This window comes from Phytohabitans sp. LJ34, assembly GCF_052068095.1.
Taxonomy (GTDB): domain Bacteria; phylum Actinomycetota; class Actinomycetes; order Mycobacteriales; family Micromonosporaceae; genus Phytohabitans.
The window spans coordinates 1-23918 of the sequence record NZ_JBQHDG010000048.1 but is presented as its reverse complement, the minus strand read 5'-3'; the positions used below and the strand labels follow the sequence as shown (position 1 = coordinate 23918).

Annotated in this window: 17 protein-coding genes; 9 read left to right on the top strand and 8 right to left on the bottom strand. The window is 71.5% G+C overall.

Going from position 1 to position 23918, the window contains the following annotated elements; genetic code table 11:
- Positions 1 to 233: 233 nt before the first annotated feature.
- Complete coding sequence (locus ACTMTJ_RS44860) at positions 234 to 4634, bottom strand: S8 family serine peptidase (protein WP_441225176.1); 4401 nt, start codon at positions 4632 to 4634, stop codon at positions 234 to 236.
- A gap of 443 nt (positions 4635 to 5077) precedes the next feature.
- Between ACTMTJ_RS44860 and ACTMTJ_RS44855 the strand changes: the two genes are divergently transcribed.
- The 6 genes from ACTMTJ_RS44855 to ACTMTJ_RS44830 all read left to right on the top strand — a co-directional run bounded on the left by ACTMTJ_RS44855 (position 5078) and on the right by ACTMTJ_RS44830 (position 15033).
- Positions 5078 to 6037 (top strand): sugar phosphate isomerase/epimerase family protein, encoded by a 960-nt coding sequence (locus ACTMTJ_RS44855; RefSeq protein ID WP_441225175.1) that lies wholly within the window; start codon positions 5078 to 5080, stop codon positions 6035 to 6037.
- A gap of 36 nt (positions 6038 to 6073) precedes the next feature.
- Positions 6074 to 8128, top strand: a complete 2055-nt coding sequence (locus ACTMTJ_RS44850) for a PQQ-dependent sugar dehydrogenase (RefSeq protein WP_441225173.1) — start codon at positions 6074 to 6076, stop codon at positions 8126 to 8128.
- 653 nt (positions 8129 to 8781) lie between these two features.
- A complete protein-coding gene (locus ACTMTJ_RS44845; protein WP_441225171.1) occupies positions 8782 to 12807 on the top strand; it encodes a phage tail protein in 4026 nt (1341 codons plus the stop codon).
- Between the two features lie 25 nt (positions 12808 to 12832).
- Positions 12833 to 13597, top strand: a complete 765-nt coding sequence (locus tag ACTMTJ_RS44840) for a hypothetical protein (protein WP_441225170.1) — start codon at positions 12833 to 12835, stop codon at positions 13595 to 13597.
- An 89-nt stretch (positions 13598 to 13686) separates the two neighbouring features.
- On the top strand, positions 13687 to 14331 hold the full coding sequence (lexA, locus tag ACTMTJ_RS44835; protein ID WP_441225168.1) for a transcriptional repressor LexA: 645 nt from the start codon (positions 13687 to 13689) through the stop codon (positions 14329 to 14331).
- A gap of 39 nt (positions 14332 to 14370) precedes the next feature.
- Positions 14371 to 15033 (top strand): hypothetical protein, encoded by a 663-nt coding sequence (locus ACTMTJ_RS44830; RefSeq protein WP_441225166.1) that lies wholly within the window; start codon positions 14371 to 14373, stop codon positions 15031 to 15033.
- Here ACTMTJ_RS44830 and ACTMTJ_RS44825 read toward each other — a convergent pair.
- Genes ACTMTJ_RS44825 through ACTMTJ_RS44795 form a run of 7 tightly spaced genes read right to left on the bottom strand, consistent with a single transcriptional unit; the run spans position 14996 to position 20611 of the window.
- Entirely contained in the window at positions 14996 to 15775 is a 780-nt protein-coding gene (locus ACTMTJ_RS44825) for an SIR2 family NAD-dependent protein deacylase (protein ID WP_441225164.1), read from the bottom strand. The two genes, ACTMTJ_RS44830 and ACTMTJ_RS44825, sit on opposite strands and share 38 nt — an antisense overlap.
- A 42-nt stretch (positions 15776 to 15817) precedes the next feature.
- Entirely contained in the window at positions 15818 to 16762 is a 945-nt protein-coding gene (locus ACTMTJ_RS44820; RefSeq protein WP_441225162.1) for a M20/M25/M40 family metallo-hydrolase, read from the bottom strand.
- Between the two features lies 1 nt (position 16763).
- Positions 16764 to 17030 carry a DUF6295 family protein gene (locus ACTMTJ_RS44815; RefSeq protein WP_441225161.1) on the bottom strand — a complete coding sequence of 89 codons (267 nt, stop codon included), beginning with the start codon at positions 17028 to 17030 and terminating at the stop codon, positions 16764 to 16766.
- Positions 17031 to 17032: 2 nt separating this feature from the next.
- Positions 17033 to 17806 carry a dienelactone hydrolase family protein gene (locus ACTMTJ_RS44810; protein WP_441225160.1) on the bottom strand — a complete coding sequence of 258 codons (774 nt, stop codon included), beginning with the start codon at positions 17804 to 17806 and terminating at the stop codon, positions 17033 to 17035.
- 10 nt (positions 17807 to 17816) lie between these two features.
- Positions 17817 to 18644: a DUF72 domain-containing protein gene (locus ACTMTJ_RS44805; RefSeq protein ID WP_441225179.1), complete on the bottom strand. Its 828-nt coding sequence runs from the start codon at positions 18642 to 18644 to the stop codon at positions 17817 to 17819.
- A gap of 33 nt (positions 18645 to 18677) precedes the next feature.
- Positions 18678 to 19115 (bottom strand): hypothetical protein, encoded by a 438-nt coding sequence (locus tag ACTMTJ_RS44800; RefSeq protein WP_441225158.1) that lies wholly within the window; start codon positions 19113 to 19115, stop codon positions 18678 to 18680.
- Positions 19116 to 19126: 11 nt separating this feature from the next.
- Positions 19127 to 20611, bottom strand: a complete 1485-nt coding sequence (locus tag ACTMTJ_RS44795; RefSeq protein ID WP_441225157.1) for a hypothetical protein — start codon at positions 20609 to 20611, stop codon at positions 19127 to 19129.
- 117 nt (positions 20612 to 20728) lie between these two features.
- On the opposite strand from ACTMTJ_RS44795, the gene ACTMTJ_RS44790 reads away from it, so the two are divergent.
- From ACTMTJ_RS44790 to ACTMTJ_RS44780, 3 genes are all read left to right on the top strand, one after another.
- Positions 20729 to 21721: a TRAP transporter substrate-binding protein gene (locus ACTMTJ_RS44790; protein ID WP_441225155.1), complete on the top strand. Its 993-nt coding sequence runs from the start codon at positions 20729 to 20731 to the stop codon at positions 21719 to 21721.
- Between the two features lie 415 nt (positions 21722 to 22136).
- On the top strand, positions 22137 to 22802 hold the full coding sequence (locus ACTMTJ_RS44785; protein ID WP_441225153.1) for a hypothetical protein: 666 nt from the start codon (positions 22137 to 22139) through the stop codon (positions 22800 to 22802).
- A gap of 5 nt (positions 22803 to 22807) precedes the next feature.
- Positions 22808 to 23416, top strand: a complete 609-nt coding sequence (locus ACTMTJ_RS44780; protein ID WP_441225178.1) for a hypothetical protein — start codon at positions 22808 to 22810, stop codon at positions 23414 to 23416.
- The last annotated feature ends 502 nt before the right edge of the window (positions 23417 to 23918 follow it).

The window sequence follows — 23918 nt, the reverse complement described above, 5'->3', positions numbered from 1 at the left end:
GGAGACCGCGGCGGCCGGCGGCTCGCGGGGCGAGCCGAGATCCCCGGCCTCCGCTGCCATGTCCGCGGTGCAAGACCAACCGCGTGACCACAGCGGACGGGTGAGGCCGCGGGAGCGACGGTCCGGACCACGGCGGACGTCGCGGTAGCTCGAATCTGTCTTTCGAATCTGTCTTTCGAAATGCGGAGGCCCCGCCTGGCCGAGACCAGGCGGGGCCGAGATCCGCTAGCGGGTCAGCACTTGACGGGGGAGAGGGTGAAGTCCTCCACCGTCGGCGTGCTGGCGTTGACCTTCGTCTGGCGCGTCTGGGGCTTCCAGCCGTCCTTCGCGACGATCATCGTGAGCGGGTTGTTGCGGCGGTCGAGCCAGTACGCGTACTTGCCCTGCGCGTCCGTGGTGAACGTGAAGGACATCGCCCACGAGTCGACCTGCACCGTGGCGCCCGCGATCGGTGCGCTGCCGTTGCAGCCCGCCCCGGCCACGGTGCCCAGCAGCTTGCCCCAGGTCGTCGGGGGCTGCACCTCGAACGTCACCGGGACCGCCGGTACGGCGTAGGGGGTGTTCTCCCCGATGGCCACCGAGCCGGAGTAGGTGCCGGGCTGGTCGACGTTCGCGGTCATCGTGACCGTGACGGTGACCTGCTCGCCCGGCGCCAGCGTGGCCTCGGTCTTGTCGATCGAGAACCAGCTGACGTCCGCGCCGGCCGCCGCGCACTCCTCGAAGCCGGGCAGCGCCTCGCTGTCGGGCGTGGCGTTGAACTGCCCCGAGGAACCACCGATCTTGTAGAAGCCGCACGCCGCGCCGCCCCGGTACCGGGGGACGTTGGCGTTCGGCAGCGCGGACCAGGCGTTGGCGGCCGGGTCGTAGGCGAAGCCGGCGTTGCTGATCGCGCCGGCCTGCGAGCCGCCGACGACCAGCAGCTTGCCGTTGGCCACCGCGTACGAGCTGGCCCAGTTGTCGGCCGGCGCGTCCGCGATCGGGGTCCAGCTGCCGGCACCCGGGTCGAAGGCGAAGCTCGCCTTCTGTCCGACCGACGAGGCGTTGACGCCGCCGGTGCAGTAGAGGACCCCGTCGACCCCGCCGCACGAGACGAACGCGACCGACAGCGGGTACGCGGGCAGCGTCTCCCACGCGTCGGTGACCGGGTCGTACCGGACGGCGCTGTTGGACATCGGCGTACAGCCGGCGGTGGTGCAGCCACCGACCGCGTAGAGCTTGCCGTCCACCACGCCCTGGCCCGCGGCGGAGCGCGGCGCCGGGTTGTCCGCCTTCTCGGTCCACGCGTTCGTGGCCGGGTCGTACGACCAGGTCGTGCTGTCCGGCCCCGCGGCGCCCCAGCCACCGGTCGCGATGATCTTCCCGCCGGCGACGCCCACCGTCATGGCGTTGCGCGCGCCGGGCAGGTCCGCGATCGCCGACCAGGTCTGCGCCGCCGGGTCGTAGACGAAGTTCTTCGTCGTGGAGGCCGACCCGTTGCCGCCGCCGATCGAGTAGATTTTGCCGTCGAGCGTGACCACCCGGTTGTCCATCACGGCCGCCGGGTAGTCGGTGATGTCCGTCCACGGCGCGGCCTGCGGGCCGTTGGCCGCGGCGCCCACCGAGCTGGCGCCCATCGACGCCTTCGCGGCGAACGACGTCGGCACGTCGAGCCGCTGCTCAGGCGCGCCGTCCGAGGCGAGGATCTGCGCCCGGGTCATCCGCGAGCCGTCGGCGCGCAGGAGCTCGAACCCGCCGTCCCGCTCGCCGAACGTGACGTCCACGGGCGCGCCACCGGTGTTGGTCACCGTGAACGTCTTGGTGACCTTGCCGCTGGGCATCCGTGCCTTGCCGGTCACCGCGGCCGGCTGGACCGAGAGCTTGCCGGCGGCGAGCGCGAAGCTCGTCGACGTGGTCCAGTCCGCCTCCACGTCGACCACGTTGGTCTGGCTGACGTAGCTGCCCGCCGAGGCGGTGAACTTGTGCTCGCCGGTCAGCGACGAGAACAGCCAGAAGAAGCCGTCCGGGAGGCCGCTGTCGTCCGGCGTCGCCGCGGTGGTGGCCTTCTCCGCCGGCCGGTCGACGCTCGTGACGGTGGCGCCGTTCACGTACCCGTTGTCGTTCTGGTCGCGGACGTGCCCGACGACCAGGCCGCCGTTGGTCGGCACGCAGGTGACCTGGCTGCCGATCAGGACGTTGTCGACCTCCCACCACCAGTCGAACGCGGCGTCGTAGTAGTGGAACCGGACCTGCACCTGCGCCTGGCCGGCGGCCTGCGGGATCGGGATCTCCTTCACCTGCGGTCCGCGCGCGTTGGCCGTCTGCCGGAGCAGGTTGGTCCAGGTCGCCCCGCCGTCGAGGCTGAGGTCGACGTCGGCCTTGTTGGTACCCAGGAAGCGGAAGTCCTGGTTGAAGCGGATCACCGGCGCGGTGACCGCGGTCAGGTCGACGACCGGGCTGACCAGCGAGGTGTTCTGCGTGTTGCCGCCGCCATAGTCGTCACTGTCGATGATGGCGAAGCCGCCGGTGCCGCCGGTCAGGTTGCCCCGGTTGCCGTCGTCGGTGAACTTCCAGACCTGGCCGTTGCCCTGGTGGTCGACGACCGTCCAGCCGGCCGGTGCCGTGGTGCCGTCGAAGGTCTCGTACTCGCCGTCCGAGCCGTACTCGTACCCCGGCGCGGTCGTGCACGACTGGATCGACACCGGTACCTCGACGTTGGTGACGACGTTCCGCGAGCCGACCACGACCTCCTTGGTGACGGTCTGGTAGCCCGGGTACTGCGGTACGTACGTCAGCGTGTAGGTCGCGCCCGCCGGCAACGAGAGGCTGTAGCGGCCGTTGGTGGGGTTGGTGTAGTCGGCCGCGCCCGAAGGCCCGGCGACCGACACCTTCGCGTACAGCGGCCAGCCGTGCCCGGAGCCGTCGGTCACCGCGCCGCTGACCGTGACCTTCGGGCTCGCGTCGAGCGCGACGTTGAGGGTCGTGGTCTGGCCGGCGGTCACCGTCGCCGATACGGTCTTGCTCCCGTACCCGAACAGCGACACCACGGCCTGGTACTCGCCGGCGGGAACCAGCGACGAGAACGTCCCGTCGGCGGCGGTCTTCAGCTGGCGGTCCGCCGGACCGGTCAGCGTGATGTCGACGCCGGCGAGCGGGCCGCCGGTGGCCGCGTCGGTCACCTTGCCGGCGAGCGTGCCGTTGTCACCGGTCGGTGCGGCGTTGAGCAGCGCCAGCGCGTCGAGGCGGCCCTCGCCGTACACGTTGTTGTCGTCGGCCGTGCCACCGCACTGGGCGTCGAGCTTGTCGGTGGCGGTGTCGTTGAGTAGTTGGCGGGTCGCGGTGACCTCGCCGACCAGGCTGGGCGCCGCCGACCACAGCAGCGCGATGGTGCCCGCGAGATGTGGCGCGGCCATCGACGTGCCGTTGGAGCTGCCGTACCCGTTGCCCGGAATGCTCGACCGCACGTTGACGCCGGGCGCGGCGATGTTGGGCTTGATCTCGTCGTCCTGCCCGGCACCGCGTCCGGAGAAGCTCGCGACGTTGTTGTTCACGTCGTACGCGCCGACCGAGTAGTTGGCGATCCGGCTGCCCGGCGAGCCGCTGGACCGGCAGCCGAGGGTGCCGCTGTTGCCGTTGGCCCAGACGCCGAAGATGCCGGACGCCTCCCAGGCCAGCGACACGTCCTCCATGAACGGGTCGGTGGACGGGTTGCGCGAGCCCCACGAGTTGTTGATGATGTTCGGCCGCTTGCTGACGTCCGGGTTCTGGCCGTTGGAGTCGCGCGGCTGGAGCATCCACTGGCCGGACGTGATGAGCGCGTTGTCGTTCGGGCAGCAGCCGTTCGCCGCGATCCACTTCACCTCGGGGGCGACGCCGATCTGGTTGGCGCCGTCGAGGCCGGCCATCGTGCCCATGGTGTGCGTGCCGTGGCCGTCCGTGTCGCACGGCGCCGCGGCGCAGGTGCCGGCGGCGTTGAACCAGTTGTAGTTGTGGTTGAACGTCCCGTCGCCGTTGTTGCCGCGGTACGAGTTGACCAGCGCGGGGTGGTCGAACTGCACGCCGCTGTCGATGCTGGCGATCGTGATGCCGGCACCCTTGACGCCGTACTGGGCCCACACGGCGTCGGCCTTGATGTTGGCGACGCCCCACTCGACGGCGTTCACCGTCTTCTGGTCGGTGCCGGCGGTGAGCTCGGGCAGCTCGTACACGACCGGGGCGTAGAGGCCCTCGACCTCGCTGTGCGCGGCGATGCTCTGCGCCATGCCCGTCGAGGCGCCGCTGACCTTGATGGCGTTGGTCGCCCAGAAGCTCTGGTACTTCAGGCCCGCCGCGTCGAGCTCGGCGCGGACCTTCTCCTGGCTCTCCTCCGCGGTCTTCTGGAGGGCGGTGGCTACGGCGGTGCCCCGCTCGTTCCAGTCCTTGATGGCGCTGGCCTTGCTCAGGTCGGCCTTGGGCGCGAACCGGATCCAGAAGTCAGACTCGCTCTTCGCCTCCAGCTGCTCGGCGAGCTCCGGGCGGATCTTGTCGGACGCGGAGCCGCCGGGCGCGGCCTGCGCCGCCGAGCCGGTCGCGGCCACGCTCGTCGCGACGACCACCAGTGCCGCGCCGGCGCTCAGCAGCGACCTGGCCAGGCGTAGTCGGCGTGTCGGTCTCAACATCGATGCTGCCTCCCCTAGTGAAGGGCCGCCCCGCGGTTCTCGCTGATGGCCCGGTTGGACCCTAAAGATCACGGAAGAGATCGATCAAGGACACTGCGTCAGCAAACTGTCACCAAAACATGAGCAGGACCGCGGTCTGCCCGATTCGCCTTGCTAGGGACGGCGTGACGTGCATATGATCCGGATCAGTTTGATTTAGTCCCACCTACGGATGCGACGACCGCGCCGCCGACGTCAGGGACCCGATGGCAAGGGTTCGGCAGCCTGGCCCGGTGTGTCGCGGGTCCTCGCCCTCCATCGGTCGTCGGCGTGTGGCACCGCTCGACGAACGCCCGGTCACCCCGTGACCGGCCGTTTCGCGTCGTGCTCTGAAGTCGGCGATCTGGGCTCTTGACGCTGTCCGGTCGGGGTGACTCATGTCCACCCCATCAGGAGGCGTCTCCATGTGCATCACCCACGACCACTCCGGCTCCGCGTCCGCGCCGGACGTGCCGGCGCTCAGCCGCCGCGGAGTGTTGAAGGCGGCCACGGCCGCGACCGTCGGCGCCGCGGGCGTGCTCGCCGCGGCCGGGCCCGCCGAGGCCTCGGGCGGTAGCCACGGCGGGCCCCACCGGGTGCCGCTCGACCGCATCAGCGTCCAGCTCTACACGCTGCGCGACCAGCTCGCGATCGACCTCGACGGCACGCTCGCCGCGCTGCGCCGGATCGGCTACACGCGGGTCGAGCACGCCGGCTTCGTCGGCCGCACCGCGGCGCAGTTCAAGGCCGCGCTCGACAAGGCGGGGCTGCGCGCCACCTCCGGGCACTCCGGCATCCCGCAGCCGTTCGACGCGGCGGCCTGGCAGGCCACGCTCGACGACGCCCGCACGATCGGCCAGCGGTACATCGTGCACCCGTTCTTCGGCGTCGACGCCAACGGCCCGATCCGCAGCTCGGCCGTGTACCGGGCGTTCGCCCGCGACCTCAACAAGGCCGGTGCGATGGCGCGCAAGGCCGGCCTGAAGTTCGGCTACCACAACCACCACTTCGAGTTCTTCCGCCAGGACGGCGGTTCGCGCACCGGCTTCGACGTGCTCACCCGCGAGACCGACCCGGACCTCGTACACCTGGAGGTCGACCTCTTCTGGGTGACCAGGGGCGCGCACGACCCGGTCGACGTCATCCACCAGAACCGCGGCCGCATCCGCCAGTTCCACGTCAAGGACATGGACGCCAACGGCAGCTTCGCGGACGTCGGGCAGGGCCTCATCGACTTCGCCCGCATCTTCCGCTACGGCCGGGAAGCGGGCATCGACGAGTTCATCGTGGAACGCGACGACGCCGGCACCCCGCCGCGCGCCCCCGCGGACGCGATCAGCACCGCCGACGTCGGCTACGACTACCTGGCCGCCCTCCGGTTCTGAGGTGATGTTGTGAAATCGCTAGCCATCGTGGCTGGGATGACGCTCGTGGTCGGCGCCGTGGCGACGCCCGCGGCCGCCGGTGCCGCCCCGACGCCCCCACCGGACAGCAGCTTCCAGAAGGTCACGCTCAACGACTTCCCGGGCGAGCCGATCAGCCTCGCCGTGCTACCCGACAACCGGGTGCTGCACACCGCGCGGACCGGCGAGGTGCGCATCCACGACCCGCGCACCGGGCTCAACGTACTCGCCGCGGACGTGCCGGTGTACCAGCACGACGAGGAGGGCCTCCAGGGCATCGCGATCGACCCGGACTTCGCCCGCAACAAGTGGGTCTACCTCTATTACTCACCACCGCTCGACACGCCCGTCGACGACCCGGCCACCCCGGACGTCAACGAGGGCGACGCGCCGACCACGGGCACGGCGGCGGACTTCGCGCCGTTCAAGGGCGCGCTGCGGCTGTCCCGCTTCAAACTGTCCGGCAACACGCTCCAGCTCGGCACCGAACAGCGCATCATCGACGTGCCCGTGGACCGGGGCATCTGCTGCCACGTCGGCGGCCAGATCGGCTTCGACGGCAAGGGAAACCTCTATCTGTCCACAGGGGACGACACGAACCCCTTCGAGTCCGACGGCTACGCGCCGCTGGACGAGCGGGCCGACCGCAACCCGGCCTTCGACGCCCAGCGCACCTCGGCCAACACCAACGACCTGCGCGGCAAGCTGCTGCGCATCCGGGTCAAGCCGGGCGGCGGGTACACCATCCCGTCGGGCAACCTCTTCCGCCCGGGTACACCGAAGACCAAGCCCGAGATCTACGCGATGGGGTTGCGCAACCCGTTCCGCTTCGACGTCGACCCGAGGACCAACCAGGTGTACATGGCGGACTACTCGCCCGACGCCGGTGACCCGGACCCGGCGCGCGGCCCGGCCGGGCAGGGGCGCTGGATGGTCATCGACCGCCCGGCGAACTACGGCTGGCCCTACTGCGCCACACCGGATCTGCCCTATGTGGACTACGACTTCGCCACCGGCCGGTCGGGCGCGCCGTTCGACTGTAAGCGGCCGGTCAACGAGTCGCCGCACAACACCGGCCTGACCCGCCTGCCACCGGTCGCGGAGCCGGAGGTCAACTACTCATACGACGCGTCGGCCGAGTTCCCGGAGCTGGGCGAGGGTGGCATCGGACCGATGGCCGGCCCGGCGTACGAGTTCTCCTCCAACGACCGTTCCCGGGTCAAGTGGCCCGAGTACTACGAGGAGAAGCCGCTCTTCTACGAGTGGACCCGCGACTACGTCAAGGCGTTCACATTGGACCGTCGCGGCGAGGTGAGCCGGATCGAGCCGGTGCTGCCGTCGTTCGTCTTCGACAACCCGATGGACATGGAGTTCGGCCCGGACGGCGCGCTCTACGTCCTGGAGTACGGCGACGGCTTCTTCTCGGAGAACCCGGACGCCCAGCTCGCCCGGATCGACTTCGTCCGCGGCAACCGCACGCCCATCCCGAAGATCAGCGCCTCGCCGCTGGCCGGTCTCGCGCCGCTGACGGTCACGTTCTCCAGCGCGGGCACCACCGACCCCGACGGCGACCCGCTACGCTACGCGTGGGACTTCGACGCGAACGGCACAGTGGACTCCACCGCGCCGAACCCCACGTACACGTACCAGCGCAACGGCTCGTACCGGCCCACGCTGAAGGTCACCGACAGGACGGGCCGCTCCGCCTCGGCCGAGCTGCCGTTCGTGGTCGGCCCGATCGCGCCGGTGGTCACCATCGTGGAGCCGGTGGCCGGGCAGCCGTTCCAGTTCGGGCAGCAGGTCTCGTACGAGATCAGCGTCCTCGACGACGAGCCGATCGACTGCTCGCGTGTCGTCATGAACTACATCCTCGGCCACGACCAGCACGGCCACCCCATCACCACCGCCACCGGATGCTCGGGCACGATCACCACGACCATCCCCGGGCACGGCGAAGGCGACAACCTGTTCGCCGTGTTCGTGGCCGAGTACACGGACGCGCCGAGCGACCCGGGCACGCCACCCCAGACGGGTACCGCCCAGGTCATCCTCGACCCCACGCCCGCCACATAAGCGCGCCTCCTGGGGAGCTGGCCGGGCCTTCGGGCCCGGCCAGCACTTTTCCACCGAATCCCTTATTTGGACAGAGATTTGAGCTACCGCGACGTCCGTCGTGGTCCGGACCGCTGCTCCCGCGGCCTCACCCGTCCGCCGCTGGTCGCGCCGGTGGTCGACGTTTGTCCACAATGTCTGTTCCCGGATCGGCGATCCGGGAAAGCAACGGGGTTGTCGTCGCCGCGGGTAACCGCCACGAGGGTGTGAGCGGCGCGAGCTTCGAGATCTAGGAGAGTTTGGGCGCTATTTCAACCCTAAGCCTCCTAGATCTCGAAGTCTCGACCCATGAGCTGGTAACGCTGCGTCAGGATGGCGCAGGTAGGCCCCGCGAAGACTCCGGCGGGGCTTGTCTCGCGGAGCTGGCAGTGGACGGCCGGGGGGTTCGGCGAGCGCTGCGAGCCGCCGGCCGGGAACGGTGCCCGCGGGAGCATACGGTCCGCCACTGACGCGGACGTGGGCAAATCTGCCTTGAAGCAACACCCCCGACGAGCGGCGACCCTGACCCCGAAAAGGTCTCTAGACCTAGGGTTTTCATCGGCGCGGGCGTGGCAGGCCGCTTCCTAAGCTCGGTGAAGGGTGCGACTACCCGATAACCAGCGGGGAGGCGAGGGGTGCCGCGGCCACCGGCGAAGGGCATGGTGCCGCCGCCGGTCGTGGCCGCGACAGTGCTTGTCGCACCGTCGCGGCCGGCCGTGGCCCCGCCCTCGCCGACGCCCCGGGCGGCTGGCGGCGTGCCCGCCCAGTCCACAGTGGGCAATGCCGCCGTGGCGGCCGGGCTGGCCGGGGCGGCGCCGGACGCGGTGCGGCCGCCGCCCGCGCTGGGCAACGCGGCGACGGCGGCCGCGCTGTCGGCGATACCACCGCCGCCGCTCACCCTGCCCGCGACGGGGCCGCCGCTGCCCGGCGCGCCGGTACCACCACTGGCTCTGACTCCGCCCACGACGGCGCCGCACCCGCCGGTGGAGCCCGCCCTCCCGGCGGCCGGCGCGGCTCCGCCGGCGCCTGTGGTCGGCGTGAGTCCGGCGCCTGCCCTCCCGGCGGCCGGCGCGGCTCCGCTGGCGCCTGTGGTCGGTGTGAGTCCGGCGCCCGCCTTCCCCGCGGCCGGCGCGGGGCCGGCGGCTGCGCCCGCGCCCACGGTCGGTCCGGAGGCCGCACCCGCGAAGCCTGAAAAGGCGGCGGCTGGGCCGGAGGTGGCCCGGGCGGGCGGACCGGATGCGGTGGCGGCGCCGGAGAAGGCGGCGGCCAAGCGGCGCAGTCCGGGGAGCGATCCGAAGTTCCAGGCGTTGGCGAAGGACGTCGCCCGGAAGAAGAAGGCGGTCACGTCGAGCCATCCGCCGGCCAAGGCCGAGGCCGGTGCCGCGCAGGCGGCGGCCGTGCCGCCGCCGGACGACCGCGAGGCGCGGGGCAAGGCGGCGCACGCGGAGGAGATGAACGAGGCGCAGCCGAAGGTGTTCGACCGGGCCGAGTTCGTCCGCGCGGTCGAGGAGGCCATCGCCAAGCGGACGCCGCAAAACCTGAAGGAGGCCGACGAGTTCGGCACGTCGGGCAAGACCGAGGAGGCCAAGGCCGAGGTCCAGGGCAAGGTCGGAGAGGGCAAGCGGGCCTCCGCCGAGGAGATCGCCACCACGACGGCCGCGCAGCCGCGGCCGGCGCCGGACGCCAAGGACGTCGTGCCGATGACGCCGGACAGGCCGCCGAGCGCGCCGGGCACACCGCAGCCGGCCAACGCGATACCCGATCGGCTCCCGCCGGCGGCCACCGACATGTCCGCCGGGCCCGAGCAGGTCGAGGCGCGGATGGCCGCGGCGGACGTGACCGAGCCGCAGCTGGCGCGTTCCAACGAGCCGCGCTTCAAGCAGGCCTTGGCCGAGAAGGAGAAGCTCGACGCCCACTCGGCCGCGGCGCCACCCGCGTTGCGGGCGGAGGAGGCGGCCGTGCTCGGCGGCGCCGAGGGCGACGCCAGGCGGCTCGGTGGCGGCGCGATGTCGTCGATGGCCGGCACCCGCGCGGCGACCGGGCGGACGGTGCAGGCCGGCATGGGCGGCGCGAAGAAACGCGACGAGGACAAGCGGGCGCGGGTCACGGCGATCCTCCAGTCGGTGTTCGACGCGACCCGCACCGACGTCGAGAAGATACTGTCCGATTTGGACGGTAAGGTCGACCGGCAGTTCACCGCGGGGGAGAAGGCGGCGCGGGAGCAGTTCACCCGCGAGCACGGCGCGGACATGCGGCGGTGGAAGGACGAGCGGTACTCCGGACCGTTCGGCTGGACGATGTGGCTGCGCGACTGGGCGCTGCCGCTGCCCGACGAGGTCAACCGCTTCTACGAGAACGCGCGCCGCAACTACATCAACCGCATGCGCGGGGTCATCTCCGACGTCGCCACCACCATCGAGGTGGAGCTGCGCCGGGCCAAGGACCGCATCGCCGCCGGCCGCACGCAGCTCCAGGACGCGGTGCGCAAGCTCCCCGCCGACCTGCGCGCGATCGGCCAGGAGGCGGCGGGCGAGTTCGCGGAGAAGTTCACCGAGCTGGCCGACACGGTCGACGAGAAGGGCACCGAGCTCGTCGACACGCTGGCGACCAAGTACACCGAGGCGGTCAAGTCGGTCGACGACGAGATCGCCCGGGAGAAGGAGAAGAACAGGGGCGCGCTCGCCAAGGCGGTCGACGCGGTCAAGGGCGTCATCGACGCCATCATCGAGCTCAAGAACATGCTGCTCGGTGTGCTGCGAAAGGCGGCACAGGCGCTCCGGGCGATCCTCGCCGACCCGATCGGGTTCCTCGGCCGGCTGATCTCGGCCGTGGGTGGCGGCCTGAAGCTGTTCATGCGCAACATCGGCCGGCACATGGCGGCCGGCATCCTCGGGTGGCTGCTGGGCACCGCGCCGCAGGCGGGGTTGCGGCTGCCGGCCCAGTTCGACGCCCGCGGCATCGTGCTGCTCATCTCCACGCTGCTCGGGCTGACCTGGTCCAACATCCGCGGCCGGATCGTCCGCAGGGTGCCCGAGCCCGCGGTGGCGGCGGCCGAGACCGCCCTGCCGATCGTCGGGAAGGTCAAGCGCCAGGGCGTCGGCGGCATGTGGGACGACATCAAGGGCCGCGTCGGCGACCTGAAGAAGGAACTGATCTCCAAGATCATCGCGTATCTCGTGCCGACCGTGATCATCGCCGGCGTCACCTGGATCCTGTCGCTGCTCAACCCCGCCTCGGCGTTCATCCGTGCCTGCAAGATGATCATCGACATCGTCCGGTTCATCGTGACCCAGGGCCGGCAGATCATCGAGTTCGTCAACGTGGTGCTCGACGCGGTCATCGCGATCGCCCGCGGCGGCGGCGGTGGGGTGCCGCAGCTCGTCGAACGCGCGCTGGCCCGCTCGATCCCGGTGCTCATCGGCGCGCTCGCCGCCATCCTGGGCATCGGCGGGATCGCGGGCAAGGTCAAACAGATCTTCCAGACGCTGTCCCGCCCGGTGAACCGCGCCGTCGACTGGGTCATCGGCAAGATCGTCGACCTGGTGAAGAAGCTCTGGGCGAAGCTGAAGCCCAAGCGCCGCCCGGACAAGCGACCGCGCCGCGACCGTCCCGGATTGCCCCGAGTGCCCCGCGCGCCACGCCGGCGGCGCCCTCCTCGCGCGTCGCGCCCGCCGCGCGCCAAGCGGCCCGACGACCGCCGGGACCGGCGCCGTCCGGACCAGCGGGAGCAGCGCCGGGCGCTGGCCGCCGCCCTCCGCGAGGCGCGCGCCCTGGTACGCCCCGGAGCGTCGATCCAGGAGATCCGGGCCGAGCTGCCGGAGATCCGCCACCGGCACCGCCTGACCTCGCTGCGGCTGGTCGTCGACGGGGTAACGGCCACCTCGACGTTCCTGCACTTCGAGGCGGTCGTCAACCCGAGCGAGCAGAGTCCGCGGGACGAGATCCGGCTGACCCACCAGGAGATCCAGGAGACATACGGCATCCTGGCCGCGCACCAGGACAGGTTCCAGCGGTTCGCCGACCAGCGCGGGCTCGTCATCGACATCCGCGCCACCAACCCCTACTCGGCGCCGTGGATCGAGCAAGGCGCGATCCCGAAACCGACCAAGGTCAAAGCCAAGACCATCAAACCCGAGGACACACTCATCGGAGTACAGGAATGGAAGCTGGGACTGGTCGGATTCTTCGAGCCCACCAGGCCTGTGCCGGGCTCGCGTAACTTCGACGCGGCGAACGAGCGGTTCAACGAGCGGACGAAGGAGTACGCGAAGTACTACAACGCCATGCAGGACCTCCGCCCTCCGCCCGAGACGCGCGGCTACTACGTGGTCGAGGACCAGGTCGTCTGGGGCTTCACCGACCAGGGCGAGAAACGGCGGCTGGCCGGCGACAACGATCTGTTCCAGATCAGGTACATCAAGGACGAGTCGCTGCTGGAGGGCAAGCCGTACGTGAAACTGCTCAATAGGATGATGGCGGCGAACATCGGCGTGGCGCACGGGGCGACCGTCAACTGGTCGCCCCCGGCAGACCTGGTCGAGATCAAGATCGAGGTCATCCGGAAGGCGGCGGACGAGAAGATCATCCGGTTCCGCCCGCACCTGCCGCCCCGGCTGGTCACGTCCACGACACCGATCGAGGCGGTCGACCGGGCACGATGAGGCGACGTCTGGAGAGGACACCCGCATGACCACCGGCTCCACCGCCGAACGGGCCGCGCTGCTCGCCGAGGGCAATCGGCTGTTCGCCGAGCAGCAGGCGCTGTCCGCCACCGACCCGGAGACCGCCGCCGACCTGGGCGACCGCTACTCGGACCTCGTCGACAGCTACCTCGAGCTGCTGGCCGAGGTGCCGCTCGCGCGCTCGCCCCACACGGGCGAGGTCGTGCGGTGGCGGATCGACACGGCCGGCCTGGACGGCTGGTTCTGGCGCCGCCACACGTCCGAGCGCGACGATCCCGAACCGATGCCGGCGGGCTGGCTCGCGATGCACGGCGCGATGCGTCTGGTCGAGCCGGTGGAGCGCACCCCGTTCCAGGTGGTGCCGGGCCCCGGCGTGCCGTACGTGGTGCCGCGGCTGCTGGAGGTGCCCGGCGTCCGCGCGGTCGTGTCCCAGGTGCCGGTCGGTCGCCACACCGGGTGGGCGGTCACCTACTTCGGCGCCAACCCGGACAACGTCGAGCTGGTCAACACCTGGGGCAGCGACACCTACTACGTGTACGACGAGTCGGGCACGTGGGTCGGCTGGCACCAGAGCACCGACCGCGTGTCCGACTACGACTTCGAGCTTGAGCCGTGGCTGCGGTCCGGCAAGCTGCTGTGGATCGCGCCCGACGACGAGTCGGCGACGCTTCGGGAGGGCGCGGAGGATTGCCCTTATCGCGACCTCGAGGGCCCGCGCCGGATCGCTCACATCCAGAACGGCGAAATCGAGTACGGCCCGGCGGCCTAGCATTTCCGGAAGGGCTGTTGTCCCGCGATCGGCTGGGTTTCCGGCGCGCCATGCCGGCGTCTCGCCGGCCGATGGGTCAAGATCGGGGCGTGGTACTGGCTGAGGATCTCGATACGTCCACCTTGAACGCTCGGCAGCAGCGCATTCTCGCCGCCATCCGCGACTGGGTGGTCCGGTACGGTTACGCGCCCTCCACCCGGGAGATCGGGGACGCGGTCGGGCTGGCGTCGACGTCGTCGGTCAGCCGGCACCTGCGCGTGCTGGAGGATATGGGCTTCCTGCGCCGCGGTCGCACCGCCACCCGACCGGTCGACGTGCGCCTGTTCCTCGGGGCCGGCGAGTCCGAGCGCCGCGACCCGGCGACCGTCGGCGTACCCCTCGTGGGCTCCATCGCCGCCGGGACGCCGATCCTCGCGGAGGAGATGGCCGAGGAGACGCTCACGCTGCCGCGCGACCTCGTCGGCAAGGGAAACCTGTTTTCGCTGCGGGTGCGCGGCGACTCGATGATCGACGCGGCGATCTGCGACGGCGACATCGTCGTGGTGCGCCAGCAGCACGAGGCGTACAACGGCGACATCGTGGCCGCGGTGATCGACGAGGAGGCCACCGTCAAGGTGTACCGGCGCCGCGGTGGCCACGTCCTGCTCGAACCGCGCAACCCGGCCTACGACGTGATCGACGGAGACCGCGCGGTCGTGCTGGGCCGGGTCGTCTCGGTGCTGCGCAGGATATGAGAAAGTCGCGAATTCGCGTCGGGTAACTACCCTCGCGATGTGGGTCTTTTGTTCGACCAAGCCGACAAGGTCGCGTCGGTCGTCGGCGCGCTCGCGGCGATTTTCGGGGCGTGGGTCGCTTTTCGCGATCGGAGTTTCCGCAGGCGTGATCCGCGCCATCGCACCACGGATGGGAGTTCTCCCATTTGGCGCGGCATGGTGGTCGCCGCGGTCGGTCTGCTGATCATTCTCGGCGCGGCCGCGTCAATGCAATATCGCCGCGACGCGGACGAGAAGCCACCCGGCCCGCCCGCATCGACACCTACTCCAACACCCGCACCGACGCCAAATTCAACACCGACGGGTGACGTGCGCGAGCTGGCCGTCACCTATCCGCTGCCGGGCAAGGTCGGCTTCCGCGAGGTGGTGCGGGTCGTGACGCCCCCGCTGCCCCCGGGGACCACCGTCGTCGCGATGGTGCGGGTGGCCGGCGGGAGCTGGTATCCCACGGAATGCGTTTTCGACGACGCGCGGCGGACCGGCGCCTGCACCTACGCGCAGTTCGGAGCGAATCCCGCCGCGTCCGCCGGCAAATTCGAGATCGTCGCTCTCGCACTGCCCGACGGCGTGGTGCGAGACCTGGTCGACAACCAGCCCTACCGGGGCGAGCTCGACGATCTCGGGCCTATGCGGCGTTCGAAGGTCTACGAATACTCGCGTTAGCCTCCTTGAGCGCCGCGCATATCTCCGGCAGCGAGGCGCCGATCGGCTCGCGGATCACCTCGACGGCCAAGGGGTCGTAGGGCGTGGGGTCGCGGTTGACGATCACCAGGCGGTTGCCCGCCTCGACGGCCATCGCACACAGCGAGGCGACCGGCTCGACCTGCAACGAGCTGCCCACCGCGAGCATCAGGCCACTGTTGGCGGCGATCTGCCGGGCGTGGCCGAGCGTGACCGCGTCGAGGTTTTCGCCGAACATGACGACCGCCAGCTTGAGGATCCCACCGCAGTCGCCGCAGCGCGGGTCGTCGTCGCCCGCGGCGACCCGCGCGAGGGTCTGCTCGCTCGGCGTGCGCCGCCGGCAGCGGGTGCAGGCCACCTCGTGCATGGTGCCGTGCAGCTCGAGGACCTTGCGCGGGCTGACGCCGGCCTTCTGGTGCAGGCCGTCGACGTTCTGGGTCAGGACTCGGACCGCCACGCCGGCCTGGTCGAGGTCGGCCAGCGCGCGGTGGGCCGCGTTGGGCTCCGCCGTCCAGGCGGCGTGCCCGAGGTACGCCCGCCAGAACTCGGCCCGCGTCGCCGCGCCGGCCATGTACCTGTCGTAGGTGAACGCGTTGGCCAGCTTGGGGTTTCGCGTCCACACGCCGTCCGGACCGCGGTAGTCGGGGATGCCGGAGTCGGTCGAGATGCCGGCGCCGGTCAGCACCGCCACCCGGGTCACGCCCTCGGCCCAGCTCGCGTCCATGACTGCCGATGGTAGGCGCGGCCGCGGCGCCCGGGCGACGGGTTATCCGGTGACGACCGCGGCGGTGGCGGCGACGATGTCGGCGATCCGTTGGTAGTCGAGGGTTTCCGGCGTGTCCGTCGGCTGGTGGTAGTGCGGGTTGCGGAAGTTGGCGGTGTCGGTGACCTGGATCGCCGGCATCCCGAGGTCCCAGAAGGGTCTGTGGTCGCTGCGGGCGAAGTCGCGCACCAGCGGCGCCACCCGGCCCAGGTGTCGCCCGATCACCGGGAGGTCGACCGGGTCGCGGGCCAGCATCACCGCGTGGCGGCCGGCGGCCTGGGACAGGGCGCCGCCGAACGCGGCCGCCAGCCCCCGGGCGGTCGCCCGGTAGAGGATGATCGTCCACTCGCCACGGTGCTCGCGGGCGCGCATCCGCTTGATCTGTCCACGGTAGAGCAGGCCTAGGCCGGGAGGCAGGTGCTGGCTCGCCGGGGTCGTGGCCGTGTAGCCGATGCACTCGAAGACGATGACGCCGCCCGGCTCCCGGCCGGCCGCGGCGAGCTCGTGGGCCAGCGCGCGGGAGCCGTGCAGGCCGGTCTCCTCCTGGTCGAAGACGGCCAGGGTGATGTCCGGCCTCGGCGGCACGATGCGGGCCAGTTCGAGCAGGCCGGCGACCCCCGAGGCGTTGTCGTCGGCGCCGGGGCTGCCGGGCACGGTGTCGAGGTGCGCCCCGACGAGAAAGCGGGCCGGGCCGCCACCGGTGATCAGGTTGACCCCGGCGACCCCGTCGTCGAACGGGCGGCGCCGCACCGACCAGCCGGCCGCCTCCAGCTGGTCGGTCACGTACCGTTCGGCGCGCGCCATCGCCTCGGGCGCGTGCAGCCGGCCGCGTGGCTCGTCGAGGCGTTCCACGTCGGTGCGGATCCGCGCGACGTCGACCTTCGCGCGCAGGTCGTCCAGGAGGGTGGTGGACGGGCGGTCCAACCGCGGCTCGGTGGCGCCGAACATGTCAGACCGGTGCGCCGCTGCGCTCGGCGGCCTCGATCACCGACTGGAGCGCGGCGAGCAGCGCGCGCCCGGTCTCCAGGTCGAGCTCGACCGCCACGCGGGCGGACGGGCCGCGCTCCGGGTCGACGAAGTCGAGCAGCAGCGCGTGGTCGAAGCGGGAGCCGACCGCGTGGTCGAAGCCGACGTTGGCCGCGGTGACCGGAAACCAGCCGGCACCGCCCTTGGCGGCCCCGGCGGCGGGCACGGTCTCGGAGATGTTCGTGCACATGGTCAGCTCCCGGTGGAGAGGTGGCGGCCGAAGAAGGTGAAGACCTTCGCCCAGCCGTCCATCGCGGACTCCGGGCGGTACGCGGCCCGGTGGTAGTAGAAGAAGCCGTGGCCGGCGCCGGCGTACCGGTGGAACTCGTACTCTTTGCCGTGCCTCTTGAGCTCTTCCTCGTGCCGGTCGACGAGCTCGGGCGTCGGGAACTGGTCCTGGTCGCCGAAGAGGCCGAGCAGCGGCGCGTCGAGGCCCGCCGTGTAGTCGAGCACGGAGACCGGCTGCTGCGGGGTGAGCGCGTCGGGCGCGGCCACCACCCCGCCGCCCCACAGGTCGGCCACCGCGTCGAAGCCGCCGGCCTTGCTGGCCGCGAGCAGCGCGTGGCGGCCGCCGGAGCAGGTGCCGAAGACGCCGACCTTGCCGTTGGCGGTCGGCAGCGCGCGCAGCCAGTCGCGGGCCGCGACGAGGTCGGCGACGGCGAGGTCGTCGGAGGCGCCACCGGCCGCGCGGACCGCGGCGGCGACGTCGTCGGGGTCACCGTGCCCGGCGCGGCAGTAGAGGTCGGGGCAGATCGCGATGTACCCGTGGTCGGCGAACCGGCGGGCGAACTCCCGGTACAGCTCGTCCCACCCCGGCAGGTGGTGGGCGAGCACCACACCCGGGTACGGGCCGGGCCCTTCGGGGCGGGCGACGTACGCGTGGACGAGGTCGCCGTTTCCGGCACGGTACGAGGTGACGCCGGCGAGCAGGCCGGCCGGCGCGTCGGTGCGCAGTGAGTTCCACACGGACAACACCCTAAAAGAGCGTCAAGGGCTCCACGGGTACCGGCTGGGGGAGCGGCGCCAGCTCGGGCACTCTGGCTCGCACCTCGTCGTGGAATCGGCGGGCGAGCGCGGGCGCCTCGGCGTTGTCGGGGGTGTGCACGAAGACCGTCGGCGAGCGCCCTTCGCGCAGCCACCTGGCGGCGACCTCGACCCACCGCCGCCAGCCCTCGACCGTGCGGTCGGTGTCGTCGCGGCCGAGGTAGCGGACGATCGGCCGGCCGGTCAGCGCCCGGGTGCGCACCGGGACGCGCGGCTTCTTCATCCAGGCGTCCCGCTCGGCGTCGCTGGTGGGCGGGCTCGCGAAGAACGCCGTGGTATCGAAGGGAATCCACTCCGCGTCGGCGGCGGTGAGCACCTCCTCCAGCCGCGCGGCGGTGCCGGTGTCGGCGAAGAACGCGGGGTGGCGGACCTCCACCGCGTACCGGTGGGAGGCGGGCAGCCGGCGGAGGAAGCGGGTGAGCACGGGCACGTCGTCCGGCGCGAACGACGCCGGCAGCTGGATCCAGAGCGCGTGCGCCCGCGGCCCGAGCGGCTCGATCGCGTCGAGGAAGGCGCGCAGCGGCTCGCCCGAGTCGGCCAGGCGGCTCTCGTGCGTCACCACGCGAGGCAGCTTGAGCACGAACCGGAAATCGGGGTCGGTCTGGCGCGCCCACGAGGCCACCGTCTCCCGGGTGGGTGTGGCGTAGAACGTGGTGTTGCCCTCGACCGCGTCGCACCAGCCGGCGTAGTGGCGCAGCCGCTCGTGCGGCGGCAGCGGGTGCGGCACGAACCGCCCCTGCCAGGCCTTGAGCGTCCACATCGCACAGCCCACGTGAAGACGCATGGGCACAGCCTACCGGCGCGACCGCCGCCCGCGGCCGACGAGGAACACCATCGCCACCACGAGTACCGCCGCGCAGGCGAGCGTGATGACGCCCCACGGTGTGGTCGACGGCGCCGGGGCCGCGGGCGCGGGCTCCTCGGGGAGGGCGCACGTCACGGCCGCCGGCGCCGCCGGCACCTGGAGCTGGGCGTCGCACCGGGCCACCGCCGGGATGGCCATCTCGGCGGTCACCGTCCACCGGCCCGGTGCGAGCTGACCGGAGTAGGTCAGCGCGCCGTCACCGAGCGCCTTCAGTGGCACCGGGCCGACCCGCTGGCCGGTGGCGGTCGCGGTCAGGATCGCGCTGGCCGACCCGGTCACGGGATGGCCGTCCGCCCACTTGGCGGTGATCCAGACCGAGCCGGCGCCGTCCGAGTGGACAGTCAGGACGGCGCCGGCGTGTGCCATGTACCTCAGAATCACAGGGCCTTGACTTCCAGCAGGCCCACCGACCCGGCGCCGCTCTGGAGCAGCACCCGCAGCCGGGTCGTGCTCACGCTGGTGAAGGTCACCCGGTTGTACTGGTTGAGCGCGACGGGATACCCGCTCGCCCCGGCCACGTCGACGTACGCGCTGCCGTTCCAGGACTGGAGCTTCCACGACGCGGGCACGCGCACGCCGCCGTTGTCGTCGAAGAAGTACACCTCGGCGGAGGTGAGCGTCTGCGCGGCCGACCAGGTCAGCAGCGCCCACTGCTCACCCGTGTTGGGCCAGGTGCCCCAGCGTGGGTTGACGGTGTCGTTGGACTGGGCGGGCTCGGCGCCGTCGTTGATGGCGGCGACGCTCTCCCACGACGAGGTGTACGACGCTGATGCCGCCGCGGCGAGGGCCTTGTTCGGGTTGGGCTGCGGGTTGCCGCCCCCGGGGCCCTTGATGAGGAACAGGTTGTCCGCCACGTTGAAGTTGTTGGCCAGGTAGGAGCCGGCGGCCGGGTTGGTGTGGTAGTAGTCGTCGTGGTTGCAGTCCAGCCGGTTGTCGTGCGCGCGGTCGGTGCACTTGGTCTGGATGACCACGTTGGGCCCGTCCTTGTAGCACATGACGTCCCACTCGTCGACGCAGTGCGCCGCGCCGGATGCGTTGGGCGCGTTGTTGTTGACGGCGCCGAGCGTGTGGCCCAGCTCGTGCGCGGCCACGCCGGCGCTCCAGCAGCCGTTGTCGGCGCGCGCGTACTCGGGGCCGGAGTTGGAGCGGTTGGCGTCGGTCTTGCGGGTGTCGCCGGCGAAGCCACCGATTCCACAGTAGACGTTCGCGTCGACGAACTGGAGGTACTTGCGGTCGGTGCGCGTGTAGCCGGCGGCCTTCACCGCGTTGAGCAGTGGCGCCCAGTCGTTCGCGTTGAGCGCCGAGTCGGCGATCTGCACGTCGCGCACTACCGGGCGGCAGGCGCCGTTGACGGTCTCGGTCACGTACCGCACGTGGCGCTCGCCGCCGGTCTCCCGGGCGCTCTCGTTGAAGATGACGTCGACACCCTCGGCCAGCGAGCGGAACGTCTCCAGGTACTGCTGGTACCGGCTGGTCGAGCCGTGTATGTACAGCACCTCGACGCGGCGGCCCGAGGTGCCGTCGCCCTCGCAGACCGCGAGCGCGCTGGCGGCCGCGGCGGGGGCGGCGGCGAGCGGCTGGATGCGGCGCTTGACGGACAGGCCGACCGGTGGGGTGTCCGGGCCGTGCGTGCACATGACCGGCGTGACGCCCTTGACCTGGAACATGCCGGCGCACGGACCCGTCCGGTCGACGCGGAGTCCATTGTAGATCATGCCGCGGGCGGCGTCGTTGGCCGGCAGTGCCGGGTCGGCCGCCTCACCGGCGAACGCGCTGCCGCCGAGCAGTCCGATGAGGACGGTGATAGCGAAGGCGCCGGCGAGCAGTGTCCGGCGCCGGCGGCGATGGGGATGGTCGGGCATTCGCGGCTTCCCTTTCATAGGAGAAACGGCGCGCCGCCCGGAGGCGCGGGGGGTTTGTCATAGACAAGCAGCAAAGGTCATCAATGTCAAGGCGGTCCATGACGGTACATTGACCGCATGAGCGTGAATCGACGTACGTTGATCAAGGCGGCCGGCGCTGCCCCGCTCGCCCTCGCCGCGCCGACCCACGGCCGCCCGCGACCGCCCGTCACCGTGCGGGTGGCGACCCCGTTCGCCGCGGGGCACATCTTGGCCGACACCGCGCTGAAGTTCAAGGAGATCCTGGAGGCCGGCACCCGCGGCCGCCTGGTCGTCGAGGTGGCGACCTCGGTGCTCAACGAGCAGACGATCAACCCGGCGATGGCACCCTGCGACCCGGCCGAGCGGGTCGCCGACATCGTCCTCACCGGCGGCCAGCCGATCCAGGACTACGCGCCGGCCTACTTCTTCTTCAACGGACCGTACGTGATCCGTGACTACGCGCACTTCCAGCGGGTCTGGCGCAGCCATCTCGGCGACGAGGCCCGCGCGCTGGTCCGCTCCGGCGGAAACCTCGTCTCGCTCGGCACCGTCTACAGGGGATTCCGCCAGTTCACCGCCAACAAGGAGATCGTCACCCCGGCCGACCTGGCCGGCGTCAAGCTGCGCCTGCCGCCCGTGCCAGACTGGGTCGCGGTCTGGTCCGCGCTCGGCGTGGTGCCCGTGGAGGTGCCGCTGAACGGCATCTACGAGGCGCTGCGCACCGGCGTCGCCGAGGCCTCCGAGGGCGACCTCACCCAGATCTCCTCGCTGCGCCTCTTCGAGGTGCAGTCACACCTGGCGCTGACCGGCCACCTCGTCGGCTTCGGCCTCGTGGCCGCCAACGCCTGCTTCCTGCGCGACGTGCCCTGGCCGCACAAGGTGCGCGCGGCCATGCGCGCCGCCACCGACTGGGGCTCCCGCTTCATGGCCGACCGTGAGGCCACCCTGCTGACCGAGCTCGCCGCCGCCGGCATGACCGTCGTGACCCCCGACGCCGCGGCCATCGAGGCCGCCGCCAAGCCGGCCATCGACCAACTCTTCGCCACCCGGTGGAACGTGACGACCTGGGAGGAGGTGCTCGCCCTCTGATCGGAGACTTTCGGTGTCGGGCCCGCCGTGACGGTTCAGAGGCCTATTTGCCCATGCCCGCGTCAGCTGCGGACCGCCGCTCCCGCCGGAGACCGCGGACGCCGGCGGGTCGCTGGCGCGAGCCGAGAGCCCCGGCCTCCGCTGCCGGGTCCGCGAGACAAGAACCCAACGGCCGGCTTCGCCGGCCGCGTAGGCCCTGGGGTGACCTTGTGGGCCGCGGAGGGTGAGGCCGCGGGAGCAGCGGTCGAGACCACGCCGGACATCGCGGTAGCTCAATATCTCTGACCCTGGAAGCTCTTCGTCGAAGAGAATGATCAACTAATTGTTCACGATGTGATCACTGTGCTTTGCCCGTGGGTTTCAAAAGGGTGGCACACACTCAGGCCACCCCCTTCCTGAGCTGGAGCGTCGTCCCTTGCCCCTCCGTGGCCTCGCGTGCGCCGTCGCGTGTGCCGTCGCCGTTCTCGCGGCGCCGGCGCCGGCCGGCGCGCACCCGTTCGGCGACCCGCAGACGGTGGCGATCGCGGCCGACCCGGGCCGCCCGGAGGTCGTCGACGTCCGGTGGAAGGTCGGTGGGCTCGATGACCTGACCGTGCTCGGGGTCGCGCTCGGCCTGCTGCCGGAGGACCGGGTCATGCTCGACGGCGCGGTCTTCTACCGCGACTCGGACGCGGCGGCGGTCGGGCCGTCCCCGCGGTTCGCGGCGTACCTGCTCGAACGGGTCACGGTCACCAGCGACGGCGACGCCTGCGCCGGCCGGGTCACCCCGCCGGCCGACCTGGCCCGCGACGGTGCCTCGATCGAGTACGCCTGCCCGGGGCCGGTCGGGGTGGTGTCGGTCGCGGTCCGCACGCTCACCGACCTCGACCCGGCCTACCGGACGCTCGCCACCGGACCGGGTGGTGCCCGCGCGGTGTACACCTCCGCGGAGTTCACCCACAACTGGACGCTCGGCGACGTCCCGGCGGCGGCCGGCCGCGGGCGCGGCGCTCTCCTCCAGATCGGCGCGGTGGTCGGTGCCGTGGCGCTCCTCGCCTTCGCCGCGGTGACCCTCGGTAGGCGGCGGAGGGCGGTCGCGTGACGACCATGCAGGCCATCATCGAGTCGCCGGGCGTGCCGCCGCTGGCGTTCGCGCTCGCGTTCGCCGCCGGGGCCGGCCACGCGGTGACGCCGGGACACGGCAAGAGCCTCGCCGCCGCGTACCTCGTGGGGTCGCGCGGCCGGATCCGGGACGCGGCCTGGCTCGGCGGCTCGGTGGCCGTGATGCACACGCTCTCCGTACTGGTGATCGGTCTGCTGTGGACGTTTCTGTCCCTTTCGGACGCGATCCGGCTGGAGGAGCTGACCCGCTGGCTCCAGCTGGGCGCCGGCCTCCTCGTGGTGGAGCGCCACGAAGGTCTACGACACCGGCGACCGGGTCACGTACCAGGGCAAGGTCTTCGCGGCCTCGTGGTACGCGAAGAACAACAAGCCCGGCGACCCCAACGGTCCGTGGCAGGAAATCGCCATGACCGAGGAGGGCGTGGCGATCTGGACGCCGTCGCGCGTCTTCAACAGCGGCGACGTCGCGACGCACGAGGGCAAGCGGTGGCGGGCCCGCTGGTACACCCGCAACCAACCCCCAGGCGACCCCAAAGGCCCCTGGAGGCCCGTCACCTGACCGTCGCTCCCGCGGGCCGGGCACCGGCGGGGTAGCTTCGGCCCCCTCTTTAGACAGAGATTTGAGCTACCGCGACGTCCGTCGTGGTCCAGACCGCTGCTCCCGCGGCCGCACCCGTCCGCCGCTGGTCACGCTCACCCCGGAGGCTGCGCCGGGCCTTTACGGCTCCGGGTGGGTAGGTGTGCGCGGGATGCATTTGCTCTGCTTCCCTAGAGTGGCCATCCCACGCCTCGACGGGTGAACGCGTTGACGCGCGCGGCTCGACAGCTTTCCCGACGGACCAGCCGCGGCCGGTCCGCGAAGATCTTCATCCAAAACCTTGTTTCGCGGGCCCGGCAGCGCGGCCACATCCTCCCGCGGCGGTCTCCGGCGGGAGCAGCGGTGGCGGCGGTGTGCGCGGCGCGGGATTCGAGATCTAGGTGTACTGCCCACGGACGTTGGTGACACGGGGATCTTGATTGGGTGAGGACCTCCTCGGTAGGTGTGGAGCTACCACAACAGCCGCACCATCCGAGGGAGGTCCTCGTGCCCCACCGT